Below are 18,026 nucleotides of genomic sequence, written 5' to 3' on the forward strand. Positions count from 1 at the left end.
AGGATACAGTAACCGCTATGACTGAGACACAGATCCCTGATTTTAAGACAGATCCCTTCTTCGGTCTGGAAGATAAGTGGCTTGAGACCGCACCAGGTGAGATCACCCACTACCACGAGCTTGGTGAGGGCACCCCGATCCTCTTCCTGCATGGCTCCGGAACCGGGGTTACCGCCGCCGCGAACTGGTGGCTCAACCTCCCGCAGATCGCCGAGTTTGGCCGCTGCATCGCGATCGACTCGATTGGCTATGGCCAAACCGTGGTGGCAGAGGGCACCGAGTATGGCATTCGTCAATGGGTAGAGCATGCGATCCGCGTTCTCGATGCACTGGGCATTGAAAAGACCTGGATTGTGGGTAACTCCTTGGGCGGCTGGCTCGCCTTCCAATTCGCTATCGATCATCCGGAGCGCCTCGCTGGAATTATCTCCATGGGTACCGGAGGAGCCAAGCTCACCGGTGCGCTCAAGGGGCATTCGAACCCCACCCTGACCCGGGAAGGCATCCGTGACACCCTCGAACTGTTCGTGGTGGATAAGAGCCTGATCACCGAGGAACTTGTGGAATTGCGCTACAACTCCGCGCTCAATGACACAGCCAGTGATCGTCTCAAGGAGGTTGTTGCTGCCCGTGATCGTGACCGTAACGAGCTGCCGCTAGACTTCGACAAACTCGCTGAACTCGACATTCCGGTATTGCTAATCCACGGCACCCAGGACAAGGTGATTCCCGTATCGCGCACCTGGGACCTGCTGAATGTTGTGCCACATGCAGATGTGCATATCTTCTCCCAGTGTGGTCACTGGTCGCAGGTAGAACGTGCTGACGAGTTCAACCGAGTAATTAAGCAGTGGCTCGCTGAACGTCTCTAGGACGGATCGTTCTTCTCACTTCTCGCTCCGCGCTTCGGCGCGGGGCGAGTTGTTATGTCTGGACTAGCAGCACCCGGCGTCGATAAGCGCAGAAGCGGCCGTCGCCTCGAAAGTGAGGTGACGGCCGCCCTAGACGCCGGAGCGGGTTTAGGCCTCGCCCTCGAAGAGGGTGGTCACCGAGCCGTTTTCGAAGATCTCATGGATCGTCTTGGCCAACAGCGGGGCGATGGGCAACACGGTGAGGTTGTCCCAGCCCTCGGGGTTCTGCGGCAGGGTGTCGGTGGTGATGACTTCCTTGGCACCGCACTTGGAGAGGCGCTCGCGGGCGGGATCAGAGAACACGCCGTGGGTGCAGCCGATGATGACATCGCCGGCGCCGGCTTCCTTGAGCACGTTCACGGCACCAGAGATCGTGCCGCCGGTGTCGATCATGTCGTCGAGCAGCACGCAGGTGCGGCCTTCGACGTCACCGACCACGCGGTTCGCGGTGACCTTATTGGCTTCGTCCACGGAGCGGGTCTTGTGCACGAAGGCCATGGGGGAGTCGCCGAGAATATTGGCCCACTTTTCGGCCATCTTCACACGGCCAGCGTCCGGAGAAACCACGCAGATGTTGTTGAGCTCGTAGTTGCTCTTGATGTAGTCGGTGAGGATCGGCATGGCGTGCATGTGATCGACGGGGCCGTCGAAGAAGCCCTGGATCTGGTCGGTGTGCAGGTCCACAGACACGATGCGATCCGCGCCGGCGGTCTTGAGCAGATCAGCCACCAGACGGGCGGAGATGGGCTCGCGGCCGCGGTGCTTCTTGTCTTGGCGGGCGTAGGGGTAGAAGGGCAGGATCGCGGTGATGCGCTTGGCGGAGCCGCGCTTGAGCGCATCGATCATGATCAGTTGCTCCATCAGCAGCTTGTTCAGTGGCTGAGTGTGGGACTGGATCACGAAGGCGTCACAGCCGCGTACGGATTCCTCGAACCGCACAAAGATTTCGCCATTGGCGAAGTCGCGGGCGGTGGTGGGGGTCAATTCGGTACCCAGCTCACGTGCCACTTCCTCACCGAGGGCCGGGTTTCCCCGGCCGGAAAACACCATGAGGTTCTTTTGGTTATCTGTCCACTGGCCAGTCATCGTAATTCGATGCCTTACCTTTCCTTATGCTTGCTTGGGTTTGCGGGCGGCAGCTGCAGCGTCGGCAGCTGGGGTGTTTGGTCGCTTGCGCTCTACCCACCCTTCGATGTTGCGCTGTTTGCCGCCCGAGACTACGAGCGAACCTGCAGGTACATCATCTTTAATTACTGTACCTGCCCCGGAGTACACGCCGTCACCAATGGTCACCGGAGCGACGATCATGGTGTCGGAGCCGAGGCGCACATGGCTGCCAACGACGGAGCGGTGCTTGTCCACGCCGTCGTAGTTGACGAACACCGAGGAGCAGCCGATGTTGGAGTCCTCGCCCACCTCGGCATCGCCGATGTAGGTGAGGTGCGGAACCTTGGAACCGCGGCCAATCTGGGCGTTTTTGGACTCGACGAAGCCGCCGAGCTTGCCGTTCTCGCCGAGATCGGTGCCCGGGCGCAGGTAGGTGAACGGGCCTACGGAGGCGCCAGCGCCGATGCGGGAGTCGAAGCCGTGGGTGCGCACCACTTGGGCGCCTTCGCCCACCTCCACGTTGCTCAGCGTGGTGTCGGGGCCGATCTCGGCGCCATCAGCGATGATGGTGCTGCCCTTGAGCTGGGTGCCGGGGTGAATGGTCACATCTTGGCCGATCTGCACGGTGCAGTCGATGAAGGTGGTGGCGGGATCGTCGATGGTGGCGCCGCCGCGCATGGCGGCCTCGCAGAGGCGACGGTTGAATTCTTTGCTCATCGCGGCCAACTGCACGCGATCATTGACTCCCGACACGTAGTAGGGGTCGGCGAGCTTGTGGGCGCGCACCAGCTTGCCGGCGGTGCGGGCGATCTTGATCACGTCGGTGAGGTAGAGCTCACCCTGGGCATTGTTGGTGTCCAGCTGGGTGAGCGCTTGGCGGAGCAGCGCGGCATCAAAGGCGTAGACGGCCGAGTTGATCTCGGTGACGGCGCGCTGGGCGTCGGTGGCGTCTTTTTCCTCCACGATCTCGGTGACGCGCCCATCTTCATCGCGGATGATGCGGCCATAGCCGTGGGGATTATCCACCGCGGTAGTCAGCACGGTGACCGCGGCCTGCGGGGCGCTGGTGTGCGTGCGCACGAGCTGCTGCAGGGTTTCGGCGTTGAGCGCCGGGATATCGGAGGTGGTGACAACCACGGTGCCGGCGAAGTCAGCCGGCAGGGCCTCCAGACCGACGCCGACAGCATGGCCGGTGCCGTTTTGCTCCTCCTGTACCGCGGTGTGCACGGTCGGGGAGTGCGGCAGAGCTGGGGTCTCGGCTTCAATGGCGGGGACCACCTGGTCGCGGCCGTGGCCGACAACGGCAATGAGATGGGTGGGGTTGATGCCCGCCGCGGCGTGCAGGCCATGAGCCAGCATGGAACGGCCGGCAACATGGTGCAGCATTTTCGGAGTGGCGGACTTCATGCGGGTGCCAGCACCCGCAGCGAGCATGATCACTGCGGTGGCGGCGGGAGTATGGGAAGTATCTGACATAAAAGATTAGGCAACTTTGTCTCGATAGCGTTTCGTGTACGGCTCTAAAAGTACCATTAGCTGAGCCCAGAAACGGGTGAGTTCGAGGCACTGGGGTGTGGTGTCTGCGTGACGGCGTCGACAAGCGAGAAGGGACTGCTGGGGCTAGGAGGATGGGCTGGAGACATCGGTGATCCTGCGGGAAAAGAGCACTCCCAGTGCGCCTAAGCCCGCGAGGAACACCAGCGCCCACTCCTCGCCGAAGTAGGCGAATAGCCCAGAGATCGTGCCGGTGAACAGCAAGATGATACCCATGGTGGTGTTGGCCACGGCCACATAGCGCGTGCGCACATCGCCCTCGGCCATGTCCACGATGTAGGTTTTGCGGGCCACGCGGATCGCGGTATGCGCGAGGGTGACCACGAAAAACAGTGCAGGATACAGCCAGGGGTGCCAGCTGGTGGGCGCCCACCAATAGCAGGAGACCACAGCCACCAAGGCTAGCGAGGAGACGGCTGCGCCGAGCGTCATCACCCATTTAGAGGAACGATCCGACCAGACCCCCGAAATCTGGCCACCGAGCACCGCGGCGAGGCCGGAAGCCACGAGGAAGGATCCCAGACCAGCAAGCAGATCGGTGCTTTCTTGGGAGAGAGCCACAATGAACGCCGGCGACAGCGCGGAGACCAAAAGCAGTGAGCGCAGAATCACAAAGTTACGGAAGTCCCGATCCCCACTGAGTAGGGTGCGCACGTCGCTGAGCCAGCCGGAGGTGGGGCGCTGGGATTCATCGGGAGTTACCGCGGGCTCCTGGATGCGGTGGAATACCAGCGCGCTGATCAGCCACAGCCCTGCGGCGAGGAGGATGAGCGCCGCCAACAACCAGTCGGGAGCACGATCGCGCATGAGCCGCACCTCGCCGCCGACGGCGATGGCCACTATGCCCCCGATCATCGTGGAGGTGCCGTTGATGCGGCCACGGCGGCCCTTGGTGATGGTGCGCCCCTGCACATCTTTGGATGCGATCGAGCACAGGGAGCGGGAGAGCGCAAAGCCGAGGAGGGCGAGGATCACGCACAGCCCCAGCCACCAGCCCTCGAGCAGTAGGGCGCCCAGACCGATGATGGCGGAGGTCACCGCTTGGCCGAGCGCTCCAGCCACCCAGATGCCGGCGCGCCGCTCATGCCGCATCACCCACGGGGTGAGTGGCGCCTGCGGCAGCATCGGCCCCGACTCTCGGATGGGCACCAGCAACGCGATAAAGAACGCGGGAGTGCCGGCGGCGGCGAGCAGCCACGGCAGCACGGTCTTGGCTGCCACGAACTGATCACCCACATTTTGCAGGCTGTTGGCAGCAATGAGGCGGCGACCATTGGCCTTTTCCTGTGCGGACGCTGCCGTGGCGTCGTCAGGTTGCTGCGTGTGCATCGTGATTCTCCCTGTGGTGCGTCGGGGCGGGGTAGCCGTACGGGCTGCGAGCGCGGGATATACCCAGCGCTGCGAGGTAGTAGTTCATGTGATGCTAAGCCCTGCGCTGCAGTGCCGCAGCGCTAAGGGCGCACTGTCAAAAATGCGGCTGTACTAAGTGGTATGTGCTTTTTAGGCAGCTCAAAGGGGCATTGTCGACGCTGGGAAGGCGAGGAAAGAGTGTGCGAAAAAGCGCAGTGGAGGTGTCCGAGGCGTCGTTACACTCAGTGAAGTACACACACGTATCGCAGCAGCGCTAAGGGAGACATGCATGAGCACACCGAGCAGGAGCACAGAGACCGGCCATACATTCCGAGGGTTCGCCGTCCTCGACCTTGAGACCACGGGGGTGCGCAGAAGCGACAGGATCCTCGAGATCGGCATCGTTCTGCTCGATACCCAGGCACAGCCCGAACGCTATTGGCGTAGCTTGGTGCAGCCGAATCGTGGCTTCGACAACTCCCATATTCACTACATTGAGCCTAAGGATCTCGTGAATGCCCCCAGCTTTGAGCAGCTGGCTCGCCGTCTCGCCGAGGTCCTGCAGGGGCGCATTGTAGTGGCCCATAACGCCTCCTTTGAGCGCCGCTTTCTCAGCGATGAATTCGCGCGAGTGGGGGTGCAGCTACCGAGCCCTGCCTGGATACTCGATACCTGCATACTTTCGCGCCGGCTCCTGCCTGGCTCGCCGGGGAAGCTTTCTGCCTGCCTCGAGGTGATCGGAGTGAACAACCTCGCCGCCCACACCGCGCTCGCCGACGCCGCCGCCACCACCGAGCTCTTCGTTGAGCTACTGCGCAGGCACCCCGAGCTGTGCGCCGATACATCGCCGCTGATATTCACTGCTGCGCACTGGGCAGCCCTGCCGGAGTCTCATGCTCCCTGCATCGCTCGGGCGGACGGCTTATTCGGCAGCGAAGCCTCCGGTCCGATTAGCGAGTGGGCTGCGGCGGGAGAGGACGCCGCCTTCGCTGCGGAGTCCGCGTGGCTGCGGCGGCTCACCACCGCCATGCCCTCTACTGGCGATGCGCAATCCGATCGCTACTGCACGGCCCTGGCGCAGGCGATGGTGGACGGCCGGCTCACGAAGGAGGAGCTCGAAGAGCTGGTTCGGGTGGCGCAGACCTATGGGCTCGAGGCCGAGGACATCAGCGAACTGCATGAGCACTACCTCAAACAACTGGTGATTGAGGCCTGGGCCGATGGGGTGGTCACTGAACGTGAGCGCCTCTGGCTCGGCCATATCGCCGAGCAGCTGTGCATTGGCCATGCGCGCTTTCGGCAGCTGCTCGCTCGGCCAGGCGAGCAGGAGGGGCAGGAGGGGCAGGCCGCGGTGGCGGCGGAGGTGTGCACACTCGCGCCGGGAGATCGTGTCACCTTCACTGGGGCGATGATCACCCCGCGCGAAACCTGGGAGGCCCGCGCCCGCGAGGCTGGATTGAGTGTAGGCGGGGTGATCACATCCTCGAGGCTCGTGGTGGCCGCCGATGTGCACACCATGTCCGGCAAGGCGAAGAAAGCGCGCGCCCTCGGTGTGGAGATCATTGATGAGGTGAGCTTCGCCCGGGCGTTGGCGGCCATGACGGCGTCGATCAACGCCACAGAAAAGGACACCGAGGCCCACGGCCACGCCGAGCTTGTAGCGGCAGTGTTCCCGTGGCTGGAGACGGCGAATGTCGCCGAAGCTCCAGACACGATGGATGTGGTGGAGGCCTGGCTGGGGCGGGGGACCACCACAGCGCTGGGGCAGCTGTCTCCCTATCTTCGGCCTGGGTTGGTGCCGGAGAGCGCGCTGTGGACAAAGGTGCGGCGGCGGCTGGGCCTTACTCCCGAGGTGGGTATCACCGAGCTCACCGTCGAGGAGCTGGCGGATCTGCCCGGGATTGGGCGGGTGCGCCTGCAGAAGTTGCTGAATGAGGTGGTGCTCTTGGCGTTGGATGAGTATGAGACGGGCGGCTCGGAGGATGCCGCAGAGGGCGACAAGGCTCCCGCGGACGCTGATCACTTGGTGGAGCAGCGGCTCTTTGCCGACCCCGCCCTGAGCGATGCTTCCGTGCTGCTGGATTGGTTGGCGTTGACTGGTACGGCTGCGGACCTCTTGGGGGAAGAGGAGAAGATTCCCGAAAGCGTTGCAGCCGCGGCTGCTGCCCTAGATGGACGGACAGAGACCGTAGCAGGGGCTGCCTGCGTGGAGATCGCTGAGGTGGTGGCCGCTGATGCGCGCTTTGCCCCGATTCTCGATGAACGCCTAGCTGGGTCGGCGTCCCTGCAAACCCTAGGGGATCGCTTCGGGGTGAGCCGCGAGCGAGTCCGGCAACTCGAGAGCATGCTCTGCGCCGGGCTTGGCGCTATTGGGCCTGTGTGCGAGCTGGTACAAGCCGCCGTGCGCGAGCGCGTGGGCATCGCGCGACCGGTAGAGGAGATCTATCGGCTGCTGCCCGCGCTGCGTTCCGCTCCCGCAGGAGTGGAGACGGACCTATTGACAATCCTGCCCATGGTGGGTGCGCCCGGATCATGGGGGCTGGAGTGTATTGACGGCTCCGAGTCCGCAGGCGCGGGCACCGGCCGCTGGCTCGTCCGGGCCGGCTTTGCCGCCGCGGTGGACAAGGCCATTGCCGCCGCTGCCGATAACTATGGCGTGCTCACACTAGAAGAACTCGCGAATGCCGTGGGTGCGGATACTGCCTTGATGCGGGAGTGGATAGACACCCACACCCCCTATGCGCTCTATAAAGACCATGTGCTCAGCGACACCGGATCGGTGGTCGCTCGGGCCAGTGCGGTGCTGCGCATTGAGGGCGAGCCCATGAGCACGGAGCAGCTGCACGCGGTGCTGTCTGATCGCAGTAGCCGCTCTATCGATGGCAGCCTATCCAGTGCCGAGCATGTGCAGCGCTGCGGGGCGCGCACATGGGCGCTGCGCGAGTGGGGTAAAGAAGAGTGGACCACGATCTCGGATTTCATCGGGGCGCGGCTGGCGCAGGCGAATGCGGCCGATCCCGAGCGTCGCACATCGGTGCCGCTGCGGGAGCTTATCGCCGAGGCCACCGGATATGGGGTGGCGGAAAACTCGGTGCGGGCTTTTGCCGCCACCGGCGACTTCGTGGTCGAGCACGGCCAGGTGCGCTACCGCACTGAGGAGGAGGCGCTGGTCAATCACGCCCTGCCCGAGGAGACCAAGGGGCTCTACCTCCGCGACGGCGAGTGGAATCTCCTGCTGCGCGTGAGTCACGATCACGTGCGCGGCTCCGGCACCGGCATCGGCCTCGGCGTGCTCGCCATCTATGATGTGGCCTTCGGTGAGACGCGAATGATTCCCAGCCGGCTGGGGGAGCAGCGCCTGACCTGGGGTAAAACCACTGCCTCGCTGGGCACGATCTCCCGCTTTATTCAGGATCTCGGACTCGAAGAGGGCGAGCGCATGTGGTTGCGCTTTGGCGAGAGCTTCGACATCACCCGCGCCCCCGCCGAGCGCGAGGACGCCGAGGGCTTGGTGCTGCTCATCAACCGCATCGGCCTCGACGAGGAGTTCCTCGATGCCGATGGTGCGCTGGTGGACTGGGCGTGCCCCGAGGTGGTGATCGCCGCGCTCAATCTCGCGATGGGGTTGCCGGCGGAGTGTGCTCGCCGGAAAACCGTGCGCCAGTTGCGGGATCGCGGCGATGATGAGCTGGCCGAGCTGGTCCGCACCTTCTAGGGCCGCAGGGACGCTCCGTCCGTACCGCCCCGAGCCTCCCCCGCGTACCGAGCGGTCTATCTCAAAATACCAGCTAGGCGCACTACCGATCCAATATGGTGGCCATTTATCGGGGGTAGTGCGCGAAATGAATAGACAGGGGTGTCTATGATGGCGGCATGCACACACCAACTATTCCCGTCATTGACTTCTCTCGGCTACGCAACCCAGAGCACCCCGGATATGAAGACGAGCTTCATGCCTTGCTCCAGGCGGCGCACGAGGTGGGCTTTTTCTACCTTGCCCACCACGGCATTGCCCCCCGCGCCCGCGAGGGGCTCTTGGCCGAGGCTCAATCCTTTTTCGCCCAGCCCGCAGCGCAAAAGCGGCGCATCTCCCAAATACATTCCCCGCACTACCGCGGCTATACCGCCACCGGCACCGAACGCACCCAGGGCTTGCGCGATTGGCGCGAGCAGCTGGATATCGGCCCTGAGCTGCCCGCCGAGCTCGAGAAGGTGCCGGAGCAGCCGTGGAAGATCCTGCAAGGGCCCAATCAATGGCCTGCGGATCAACCCGAGCTCAAAGACCGCGCGCTGGCGTGGTTTGCCCAGCTCGAACAGATCGGGGCCGGCCTGCTACGGGCATGGGCGGTGGCCTTCGGCGAGGAGGAGGACTTTTTCGCCGAGGCCTTCCGCGCCCCGCACTCGCTGCTGAAGATCGTGCACTATCCCGGCCACGATCTCTCGGCCACCCGCCAGGGCGTCGGCGCGCACCACGACGCCGGTTTTATCACTCTGCTCACGGTGGAGGAGGGCTCGCGCGGCCTGCAGGTGCTTGTCGACGGCAGCTGGGTGAATGTTCCCGCCGTGGAGGATTACCTCATCGTCAATATCGGCGAGCTGCTCAGCGTGGCCACCGGCGGCTACCTTAAGGCCACCCCGCACCGGGTGCTGCCTTCCGCGCCGGGCACGGACCGCTTCTCCATTCCCTTCTTCTATAGCCCCGCGCTCGATGCCGAGGTGCCCCGCATCAACCTCCCGCCGGAGCTGCGTGACTCCCCCACGGAGGTGGGCGTGGATCTCGATGGCGAGCAGATCTATAGCACCAATGGCTTAAACGCCCTGAAGTCTCGGCTGCGCGCCCACCCTGATGTGACCCAGAAATATCACCAATACCTCGCGGATAACTTCGCGGATATCGTCGATAAGCACAAGAAAGCAGCCTAAAACCATGATTAAGAAGATTGCCGCCGCCGCAGTGTGCGTCCTGGGCCTCAGCGCCTGTAGCGCCCAGCCGGATGAGAACACACTCACCGTTGTCGCCTCGCCCGAGCCGCATGCCCGGATTCTGGAATATATCGCAGACGAGGGCCTCGCGGAGGGAGTGGAGCTGGATGTGAAGGTGATCCAAGGGGGAATCGACCCCAATCATGTGACCACCCACGGCGATGCCGACGCCAACTTCTTCCAACACCAGCCCTACCTAGAGGAATGGAGCGAGGAAAACGACGATCACAGCCTACGCAGTGTCGCTAGCGTCCACCTCGAGCCACTGACGCTGTTTTCTACCAGCATTGATTCCCTCGAGGCGCTGCCCGACGGCGCCACGGTGACCATCCCCAATGACCCGGTGAATCGTGCCCGCGCCCTAGCGCTACTTGCCGATACTGGGCTGATCGAGGTGGATGATCGCGGCGCCGAGACGGCCGTGGAGGACATCACCGCTAATCCGCGCGATCTGACCATCACGCCCGTCGACGCCCGTCTGCTGCCGCAGACGCTCGAGGATGAGGATGTGGCCGCAGCGGTGATCAATGGCAACTTCGCACTCGAAGCCGGGCTGAACTACGCAGAGGATGGTCTTGCCTCAGAGAAGCCGGAGAATAACCCCTATGTGAATATTCTGGTGGCGCCGGAGGATAAGGCAGACTCGCCGGCGGTACAGGCCCTCGCCCAGGCGCTTGAGTCCCACGAAGTCGCCGATTTTATCCGCGCCGAGTACCAGAGCGCAGTGCTGCCCGCGCACTAACACTGTGACCCGAGCCGCACACGCGGGGCGGCGGGGACTCTTACACTGGAGACTATGAGCGCAGATACCCCACGGAAAATCATTCTCGATTGCGATCCCGGCCACGATGACGCCGTGGCCATCATCCTCGCCGGCGGCAACCCCGCCATCGACCTGGTGGGCATTACCACCATCGGCGGCAACCAGACCTTAGAGAAGGTCACCCATAATGCCCGCGCCGTGGCCACCGCAGCTCGGCTGGACACCGTGGTCTATGCCGGTTGCGACCGCCCGCTGGTGCGGCCGCTGAGCGTCGCCGCCGATGTGCACGGCGAGACCGGCCTAGATGGGGCCACCCTGCCCACACCGCGGGTGCCGCTCGGCGAGCAACACGGCGTGGACTTCATCATTGACTCCATCATGGCCAGCGAGGACGGCGAGATCACCCTTGTTCCCACCGGCCCGCTGACCAATATCGCTCTCGCGGTGCGCAAAGAGCCGCGCATTGTGCCCAAGGTCCGCGAGGTGGTGCTCATGGGCGGCGGCTATCACACCGGAAACCGCACTGCCTGGGCCGAGTTCAATGTCTACGTGGACCCGGAAGCCGCACATATCGTGTTCAACGCCGGCTGGCCGGTGACCATGGTGGGCCTGGATCTCACCCACCAGGCGCTCGCGACCCGCGAGGTCGAGCAGCAGATCGCGCAGCTGGGCACCGATTGCTCCCAATTGGTGGTGGATCTATGCGGTTTCTTCCGCGAGGCCTATAGGGAAAACCAAGGCTTCGACGATCCGCCGGTGCACGATCCCTGCACGATCGCCTATCTCATCGATCCCGAGTGTGTGGCCACCCGCCGTGCCCCCATCGACGTCGAGTTGCAGGGCAGTCTCACCACCGGCATGACCGTGGTGGATTTCCGTGCCCCCGCCGGCCCCGAGTGCCCCACCCAGGTCGCGACCACCTTGGACCATGGCCGTTTCTGGCAGCTGGTTACCGAGGCCATCGCGGCCGTAGAGGACAAGCCCGAGCTCTAGCCGCTCGGCGCTTGCAGCCTGCAAGATACGCCAACGCCCAGCCTCGCCCCGATAGAGCAGGGGAGAGGCTGGGCGTTGGTGTGTATAGAACCCGTAGCCCGCGCGGGGCCGGTGCGGGTATTAGGAGCGGGCGGTGTGGCTAGCGACCGCGTTCAGGCCGGCATCGGTCATGTGGAACATGAGCTTGTGCGGGCTGCGGGCAGTGGTGTCCACGATGCCGGTGATCCAGCGATCATTGGAGCACATTTCGTGGCCATCGGAGATCGGCTTGGTGTCTACGAAGGTGGCGCCACCATCACGGGAGGCGTTCACCTGTGCCCACTGCAGGTGGCGCTCGACGTCATTGACGGCGCGGGCAGGAATGCCCAGCGGCACATTGGGGATCACGTTGATCAGGCACACGCCGCCTTCCGCATTGGCCACATGCGGCATGCCGACGACCTTCACTCGGGCATTCGGGGCAAAGCGCTTGGCCTTGGCGATGGAGTGGCGGATCGCGCCGTAGAGATCGCGCTCAATATCGGGCAGGGACTGGCTGCTCATCCGCGAGTAGGTGTCATTGCCGCCGGCGAAGATGACCACCTCGGAGGTGCCGTTGTTGAGCTTGCCGCGCCGTGCCGCGGTGTCAATGGCGAAGTCCACGCGCATGCCGCCGCTCATGAAGCTGGCGCCGGGGCAGGTGAAATCATCCACGGGCTTGTTCGAGACGCGGGCATAGGTGCCGGAGAAAAGACCATCGCTGCCGCATCCCACCTGGTTGAGGTGGGCGTTCGGGGTGATGACGCGAGCCTGCTCAGGGAGCTTGGAGGCAACGAAGTCCTCGATGCTCGGATTGGCGGGCATGGAATCGCCAACCACGACGACATTGCCGGGGGCCGCGTGGGAGGGGGCCGGCAGGGCGGCGGAGATTCCCATAGCAGCGGCGGCGGCGGTCACAAGAGACAGCACCTTAGTGCGGGTCTGAGATGCAGACTTCATGAAGTTCTTTCCAATCGGGTCACGGAAAACATCAGCACCGCCCGTCGGCGGCATCACTGATCTATATCGCTGGGGAGCTTATCAGGTGTTACCTCAATGAGACTTTACTCTTGTCACAGAGGTTACAGAGTGGGTGTGTAGGGCCGCAAAAATATGTCTCGATGCTGAGCGGGAGCTATGCCCGAATGGGGGGATGGGTGAGTGGTGCCCGTGGGGGTGCGGACCGCGCGGGCATGCCGGGCAGGTATCGAGCGTGTTACCGGCTAAAGGCAGCAGTGCAGCAGCTCTGCGAAGAAAGGGGGTAAACCCGCTCGATCGGGGGTGCATAATGTGTTCCGACTGGCGGACTATGTGCAGTTCAGGTGGGGAAATAAAAAAGCTTCCCCACCAGGACTCGAACCTAGAATGACGGTACCAAAAACCGTAGTGTTGCCAATTACACCATGGGGAAACGCACATGCCCTACGGCCGTGCGCTAGAAATCCTACAACATAGCGTCGGGGGCGTGCCAATCGTTGGTGGGGGAGGTATGAGGGGAAAGATGAGACTGAGAGATGCATAAGCGTATAGGCTCTACGGCATGGTTAAGCGGAGGATGACCGGCAAGCAGCGCCGCGAGCAACTAGTAGAAGTAGGACGCACAGTATTTGCTGAGCGCGGGCTCAAGGGCACCAGCGTGGAGGAGATTGCCTCTCGCGCAGGGGTGTCCAAGCCGGTGGTGTACGAGCACTTTGGTGGTAAAGAGGGGCTCTATGCCGAGGTCGTGGACCGCGATACGCAGCTGATGCGCTCGGTGATTGAAAATGCCCTGAACTGTTCCGGCTACCGCCGCCGGGTGGAATCCGCGGTGATGGCCTTCTTGTCTTTCGTGGAAGACCACACCGATGAGTTCACCATCCTTACCCGCGATGTGGACCCCGAGCAGCACAACACCTATTCCACGCTGCTCAATGACACCGTGGGCAAAGTCTCCTATATTCTGGCCGGTGCTTTCGAAAAGTCGGGGCTCAACCCCGATGTGGCGGTACTTTACGGCCAGGCGCTGGTGGGTATGGCCTCCTCCACGGCGCAGTGGTGGCTGGATGTGCGCGAGCCCAGTAAAGAAGTGGTGGCCGCGCACATCGTTAATCTCTGCTGGAATGGCCTGGCCGGCATGGTGGCTGATCCCAGCCTGCGCGATCCGGAGCTGAAGACGGTCGGCGAAAACGCCAAGTACTATCAGCCCACCGAAACCCCCGAGGCCCTGCAGCGCGCCCATAGCCGCCGCACCGCCCAGGACGACAGTACCCACAGCGATGGCGCCCAGAATCCGGCAGGTGGAGACTCTGCGGCAGGTTCCACCCCAGCTGCGGACTAACCCGATACCTGAAACTCCCCCCCCCTGCTACCGGCGCGCTGTCGCGCCGGCTCTGCTGCTGCCCACACCTCGCCTACGAGTAGTATCAGCGCGGTAAGGTGCACGGCAGCGCAGGGGACTGGCCTGCCGCGCCCACGGCGGCGCTCGTCGGCGACCGCGCTGTGTAGAATTCATCCACCGTTTTTAGGAAGGCATCGCCCAGCCGTGACTCACGAGGCGTCCGCATCATCCACCCCCATGCTCAGCGGCCTGGCCCGCACGGCCGCAGAGGATAAGAAGTTCGCTGGATTACTCACCCATGTGGGCGATCCGCGCCTGCACCTCTCGCTCGTTGATCAGGCCAGGCCGTGGACGATAGCGGCATTGGCGCACAAGGCACGGCTGTTGGTGGTCACCGCCAATGGCCGCGAGGCCGAAGATCTCACCGCAGAGCTGAAGGCCATGCTGGGGGAGAAGGTGGCCTTTTTGCCCTCCTGGGAGACGCTGCCGCATGAGCGCTTGAGCCCCGGGATGGACATCGTGGGCCGCCGCGCCCAGACCTTGGATAACCTGCAGGATTATCGCGTGGTGGTCACCCCAGCGCGCAGCTATTGCCAGCCGGTAGTGAATACCGAGCAGCATTCGATCCGCCTGCAGACCGATAGGGAATGCGATTTTGAGCAGTTGCGCGCCCAGCTGGTGTTTTTCGGCTACTCGCATGTGGATATGGTGTCTCGCCGCGGTGAGTTCGCCACCCGCGGCGGGATTATCGATGTCTTTCCCACCACAGCCGATCAGGCGGTGCGCATCGAGTTCTGGGGCGATGAGGTTAGCGAGATGCGCGAGTTCGCGGTGGCGGATCAGCGCGCCATTGCCGACCGCGTTCTCGAGCAGCTCTCGATTTATCCCGCACGCACGCTGCTCATCGACGATGAGGTGGCTGGCCGCGCCCGCGAGCTGGCGCGCACCTATGCGCATCACCCCGCGCTGGGTGAGCTGCTGGATAAGATCTCTACCCACACCTACGCCGACGGCATGGAGGCGCTGCTACCGGTACTCAGCCCGCATGAGCTAGTGCCGCTGCTGCAGGTCTTGGGCAGTGGCTGGCATGTGCTGGAGCTGGCACCGCAGAAAATCATGGCCCGCATCAGCGATCTCATCGCCACGGATGAAGAGTTTTTGGCCGCCGGGTGGGAGGTGGCCGCGATGGGCGGCACAGCGCCGGTGGCTAGCGCCGATCTGGATCTGTCGGCCGGCTCCTATGTGGGCATCGATGCGCTTCACGACGCCATGCTCGCCCAATCCCAGCCGCACTGGACCGCGGCAGAACCGGGGATTCTGGAGGCCAGCGAGGATCTCACCCTGCCCTTGGAGTTTTCGCTGCCGCCGCAGCCGCGGGGTGATCTCAAAGAGATTGAGTCCATGATGAAAAAGCTGCTAGCGCATACCCTCGCTGGTGGTAAAGCCGCCTATATTGCCCCGGCCAAAGGGGCGATTAAGCGCATGCGGGAGCGGTTTAAGGAGCAGGGAATCCGCACCACCGTGGCCTCCCCCGGCTGGCAGCCGAGCGATGGCGAGGTGACGCTCTATCAGGCCTTCGCCCATAACGGTGTGGTCTTTGACGGCCCGAATCTGGTGGTGATCACGGAGACAGACCTCACCGGCAACCGCGTGGGGGATATCGCTGGGGCGAAGCGTCGTCCAGCGAAAAAGCGCAATAGGGTGGATCCGCTGGCGCTGAAAAAGGGCGACTATGTGGTGCATGACACCCATGGCATCGGCCGCTTTGTGGAGATGACCGAGCGCACTATCACCACCGGCGATGGCACCTCGCGGCGCGAGTATGTGGTGTTGGAATACGCCTCCTCGAAGCGGGGCGCGCCGGCAGATAAGCTCTATGTGCCCATGGACTCCATCGACCTGCTGAGTAAGTATGTGGGCGGGGAGACCCCGACGCTGTCGAAGATGGGCGGCTCGGACTGGAAGAACACCAAGCGCAAGGCGCGCGCCGCGGTGCGCGAGATCGCCGGCGAACTCATTGAGCTCTATGCCAAGCGCCAGGCCGCCCCCGGCTATGCCTTCGCCCCGGATTCGCCCTGGCAAAAGGAGATGGAGGATAACTTCCCCTTCGTCGAAACCGAGGACCAGATGCTGGCCATTCAAGCGGTGAAGGAGGACATGGAAAAGCCGGTACCGATGGACCGTGTGGTCGTCGGCGATGTGGGCTATGGCAAAACCGAGGTGGCGGTGCGCGCCGCCTTCAAGGCCGTGCAAGATGGCAAGCAGGTGGCGTTGCTGGTGCCCACCACGCTGCTGGCGCAGCAGCATCTATCCACCTTCGAAGAACGCATGGCGGGCTTTCCCGTGACCATCCGTGGGCTATCGCGTTTTACCTCCACTGCGGAGGCGAAGGAGATCATCAGCGGCTTGGCCAGCGGCGAGGTAGATGTGGTGATCGGCACCCACCGCCTGCTGCAGACCGGTGTGACCTGGAAGAACCTCGGGCTGGTGATCGTGGACGAGGAACAGCGCTTCGGCGTGGAGCACAAGGAACACATCAAGGGCCTGCGCACCCACGTGGACGTGCTCACCATGTCTGCCACCCCGATCCCGCGCACCCTCGAGATGTCCATGGCCGGCATCAGGGAGATGTCGACCATCCTCACCCCGCCCGAGGATCGCCACCCAGTTCTGACCTATGTGGGCGCGGCCGAGGACAAGCAGATCGCGGCGGCGATTCGGCGCGAAATCCTGCGCGATGGGCAGGTGTTCTTCGTGCACAATAAGGTCAAAGATATTGATAAGCGCGCCAGCGAGCTGCGTGATCTCGTGCCCGAAGCGCGGATCGTGGTGGCCCACGGCCAGATGAGCGAGCAGCTGCTGGAACAAACCGTGCAGGGCTTCTGGAATCGCGACTATGACGTGCTGGTGTGTACCACGATCGTGGAAACCGGCCTCGATATCGCCAATGCCAATACCCTCATCGTGGAAAACGCCCACCATATGGGCCTGTCGCAGCTGCACCAGCTGCGCGGGCGTGTGGGGCGCTCCCGCGAGCGCGGCTATGCCTACTTCCTCTACCCCAAGGGAGTACTGCTCACTGAGATCGCCTATGACCGGCTTTCCACCATCGCCCACAACAATGACCTAGGTGCGGGCATGGCCGTGGCGATGAAGGATCTGGAGATGCGCGGCGCGGGCAATGTGCTCGGCGCCGAACAGTCCGGGCATATCGCCGGTGTGGGCTTCGATCTGTATATGCGGCTCGTGGGCGAGGCCGTGGAGACCTTCCGTGCTCTCGCCTCCGGTCAGCCCCTCGACGCTACCGAGAAGGAATCCACCGAAATCCGCATCGACCTGCCGGTGGATGCCCACATCCCCGATAGCTATATCAACTCCGAGCGGCTGCGTCTCGATATGTATCGCACTATTGCCGCTGCGAACACCGAGGAGGAGCTGGGCCGCGCCGTAGACGATATGAGCGATCGTTTCGGCCAGCCGCCGGTGGAGGTCCAGCGCCTGCTCACCATGGCACGGCTGCGCCGGGTGGCTGCCCGTGCGCAGGTGGCCGATATCGTGGTCCAGGGCAATCGCATCAAGATTCACCCCGTGGAACTCAAAGACTCCCAGCAGGTGCGGCTCAAGCGGCTCTATGGTGGTTCTACCTATCGCGCCGCCGCCAAGGCCGTGATGGTGCCGCTGCCCAAGGCGGGGCGCACCATCACCGATCCGCAGCTGCGCGATGTCGAGCTTGTGCAATGGGTGGCGGATTTCCTTTCCACCATGTTCCAGCTGGATCGGGTGAATGTGAGCACAGGCGTGGAATCCGCCATGGAGACCGTCGCCCCGGTGGTGAGCAGTTCCACTGCGGAGGGGAGTCGCAACACTAGTAGTGGTGGCTCCGCTGCTGGGACGCGGCGGCGCCGGGCGGGCCGGGGCGGCACGCGCACCGCCGCCGAGATCGATGAGCAGATGGATATCGAAGATAAGCGCGAAGCTAGGCGGCGGAAATACCGTTTGCGCTGAGAAGCGGCGCCGCGCCACCGGCAGC

General features: G+C 63.5%; 11 protein-coding genes. 7 read left to right on the plus strand and 4 right to left on the minus strand.

Annotated features, from left to right (window positions below):
• The first annotated feature begins 17 nt into the window (after positions 1–17).
• Positions 18–872: an alpha/beta fold hydrolase gene (locus tag GBB18_RS00585; protein WP_151548884.1), complete on the plus strand. Its 855-nt coding sequence runs from the start codon at positions 18–20 to the stop codon at positions 870–872.
• Positions 873–1,019: 147 nt separating this feature from the next.
• Here GBB18_RS00585 and GBB18_RS00590 read toward each other — a convergent pair whose 3' ends face one another.
• The 3 genes from GBB18_RS00590 to GBB18_RS00600 all read right to left on the minus strand — a co-directional run bounded on the left by GBB18_RS00590 (position 1,020) and on the right by GBB18_RS00600 (position 4,901).
• A complete protein-coding gene (locus GBB18_RS00590; RefSeq protein ID WP_151530107.1) occupies positions 1,020–1,997 on the minus strand; it encodes a ribose-phosphate diphosphokinase in 978 nt (325 codons plus the stop codon).
• A 24-nt stretch (positions 1,998–2,021) separates the two neighbouring features.
• Complete coding sequence (glmU, locus tag GBB18_RS00595; RefSeq protein WP_151640404.1) at positions 2,022–3,494, minus strand: bifunctional UDP-N-acetylglucosamine diphosphorylase/glucosamine-1-phosphate N-acetyltransferase GlmU; 1,473 nt, start codon at positions 3,492–3,494, stop codon at positions 2,022–2,024.
• Between the two features lie 144 nt (positions 3,495–3,638).
• Entirely contained in the window at positions 3,639–4,901 is a 1,263-nt protein-coding gene (locus tag GBB18_RS00600; RefSeq protein WP_151640405.1) for an MFS transporter, read from the minus strand.
• 310 nt (positions 4,902–5,211) lie between these two features.
• Between GBB18_RS00600 and GBB18_RS00605 the strand changes: the two genes are divergently transcribed.
• The 4 genes from GBB18_RS00605 (at position 5,212) to GBB18_RS00620 (ending at position 11,661) form a co-directional block, all read left to right on the plus strand.
• Positions 5,212–8,637 (plus strand): exonuclease domain-containing protein, encoded by a 3,426-nt coding sequence (locus GBB18_RS00605; RefSeq protein WP_151640406.1) that lies wholly within the window; start codon positions 5,212–5,214, stop codon positions 8,635–8,637.
• Between the two features lie 158 nt (positions 8,638–8,795).
• Positions 8,796–9,845 carry an isopenicillin N synthase family oxygenase gene (locus GBB18_RS00610; protein WP_151640407.1) on the plus strand — a complete coding sequence of 350 codons (1,050 nt, stop codon included), beginning with the start codon at positions 8,796–8,798 and terminating at the stop codon, positions 9,843–9,845.
• A 4-nt stretch (positions 9,846–9,849) separates the two neighbouring features.
• Complete coding sequence (locus GBB18_RS00615) at positions 9,850–10,647, plus strand: MetQ/NlpA family ABC transporter substrate-binding protein (RefSeq protein ID WP_151548879.1); 798 nt, start codon at positions 9,850–9,852, stop codon at positions 10,645–10,647.
• 54 nt (positions 10,648–10,701) lie between these two features.
• Complete coding sequence (locus GBB18_RS00620; protein WP_151640408.1) at positions 10,702–11,661, plus strand: nucleoside hydrolase; 960 nt, start codon at positions 10,702–10,704, stop codon at positions 11,659–11,661.
• 120 nt (positions 11,662–11,781) lie between these two features.
• Here the strand turns inward: GBB18_RS00620 and GBB18_RS00625 are convergent, their stop codons facing one another.
• The gene (locus GBB18_RS00625) at positions 11,782–12,639 is read right to left on the minus strand and encodes a GDSL-type esterase/lipase family protein (protein WP_192795851.1); all 858 of its coding nucleotides are present in this window, start codon (positions 12,637–12,639) and stop codon (positions 11,782–11,784) included.
• Between the two features lie 580 nt (positions 12,640–13,219).
• Between GBB18_RS00625 and GBB18_RS00630 the strand changes: the two genes are divergently transcribed.
• Together GBB18_RS00630 and mfd are read left to right on the plus strand one after the other, a co-directional pair.
• The gene (locus tag GBB18_RS00630) at positions 13,220–13,996 is read left to right on the plus strand and encodes a TetR/AcrR family transcriptional regulator (protein ID WP_225979097.1); all 777 of its coding nucleotides are present in this window, start codon (positions 13,220–13,222) and stop codon (positions 13,994–13,996) included.
• Positions 13,997–14,233: 237 nt separating this feature from the next.
• Positions 14,234–18,001, plus strand: coding sequence for a transcription-repair coupling factor (gene mfd, locus GBB18_RS00635; protein WP_151640645.1), 3,768 nt, complete (start codon positions 14,234–14,236; stop codon positions 17,999–18,001).
• The last annotated feature ends 25 nt before the right edge of the window (positions 18,002–18,026 follow it).

Source organism: Corynebacterium sp. 11A (genome assembly GCF_008930935.1).
Taxonomy (GTDB): domain Bacteria; phylum Actinomycetota; class Actinomycetes; order Mycobacteriales; family Mycobacteriaceae; genus Corynebacterium; species Corynebacterium megadyptis.

Excerpts from the sequence above, each read along its gene's own strand:
- GBB18_RS00620 (WP_151640408.1), top strand. The coding sequence starts at position 10,702 with ATGAGCGCAGATACCCCACGGAAAATCATTCTCGATTGCGATCCCGGC.
- GBB18_RS00610 (WP_151640407.1), top strand. The coding sequence starts at position 8,796 with ATGCACACACCAACTATTCCCGTCATTGACTTCTCTCGGCTACGCAAC.
- GBB18_RS00625 (WP_192795851.1), bottom strand. The coding sequence starts at position 12,639 with ATGAAGTCTGCATCTCAGACCCGCACTAAGGTGCTGTCTCTTGTGACC.
- GBB18_RS00615 (WP_151548879.1), top strand. The coding sequence starts at position 9,850 with ATGATTAAGAAGATTGCCGCCGCCGCAGTGTGCGTCCTGGGCCTCAGC.
- GBB18_RS00585 (WP_151548884.1), top strand. The coding sequence starts at position 18 with ATGACTGAGACACAGATCCCTGATTTTAAGACAGATCCCTTCTTCGGT.
- GBB18_RS00590 (WP_151530107.1), bottom strand. The coding sequence starts at position 1,997 with ATGACTGGCCAGTGGACAGATAACCAAAAGAACCTCATGGTGTTTTCC.
- GBB18_RS00605 (WP_151640406.1), top strand. The coding sequence starts at position 5,212 with ATGAGCACACCGAGCAGGAGCACAGAGACCGGCCATACATTCCGAGGG.
- mfd (WP_151640645.1), top strand. The coding sequence starts at position 14,234 with ATGCTCAGCGGCCTGGCCCGCACGGCCGCAGAGGATAAGAAGTTCGCT.
- GBB18_RS00630 (WP_225979097.1), top strand. The coding sequence starts at position 13,220 with ATGGTTAAGCGGAGGATGACCGGCAAGCAGCGCCGCGAGCAACTAGTA.
- glmU (WP_151640404.1), bottom strand. The coding sequence starts at position 3,494 with ATGTCAGATACTTCCCATACTCCCGCCGCCACCGCAGTGATCATGCTC.
- GBB18_RS00600 (WP_151640405.1), bottom strand. The coding sequence starts at position 4,901 with ATGCACACGCAGCAACCTGACGACGCCACGGCAGCGTCCGCACAGGAA.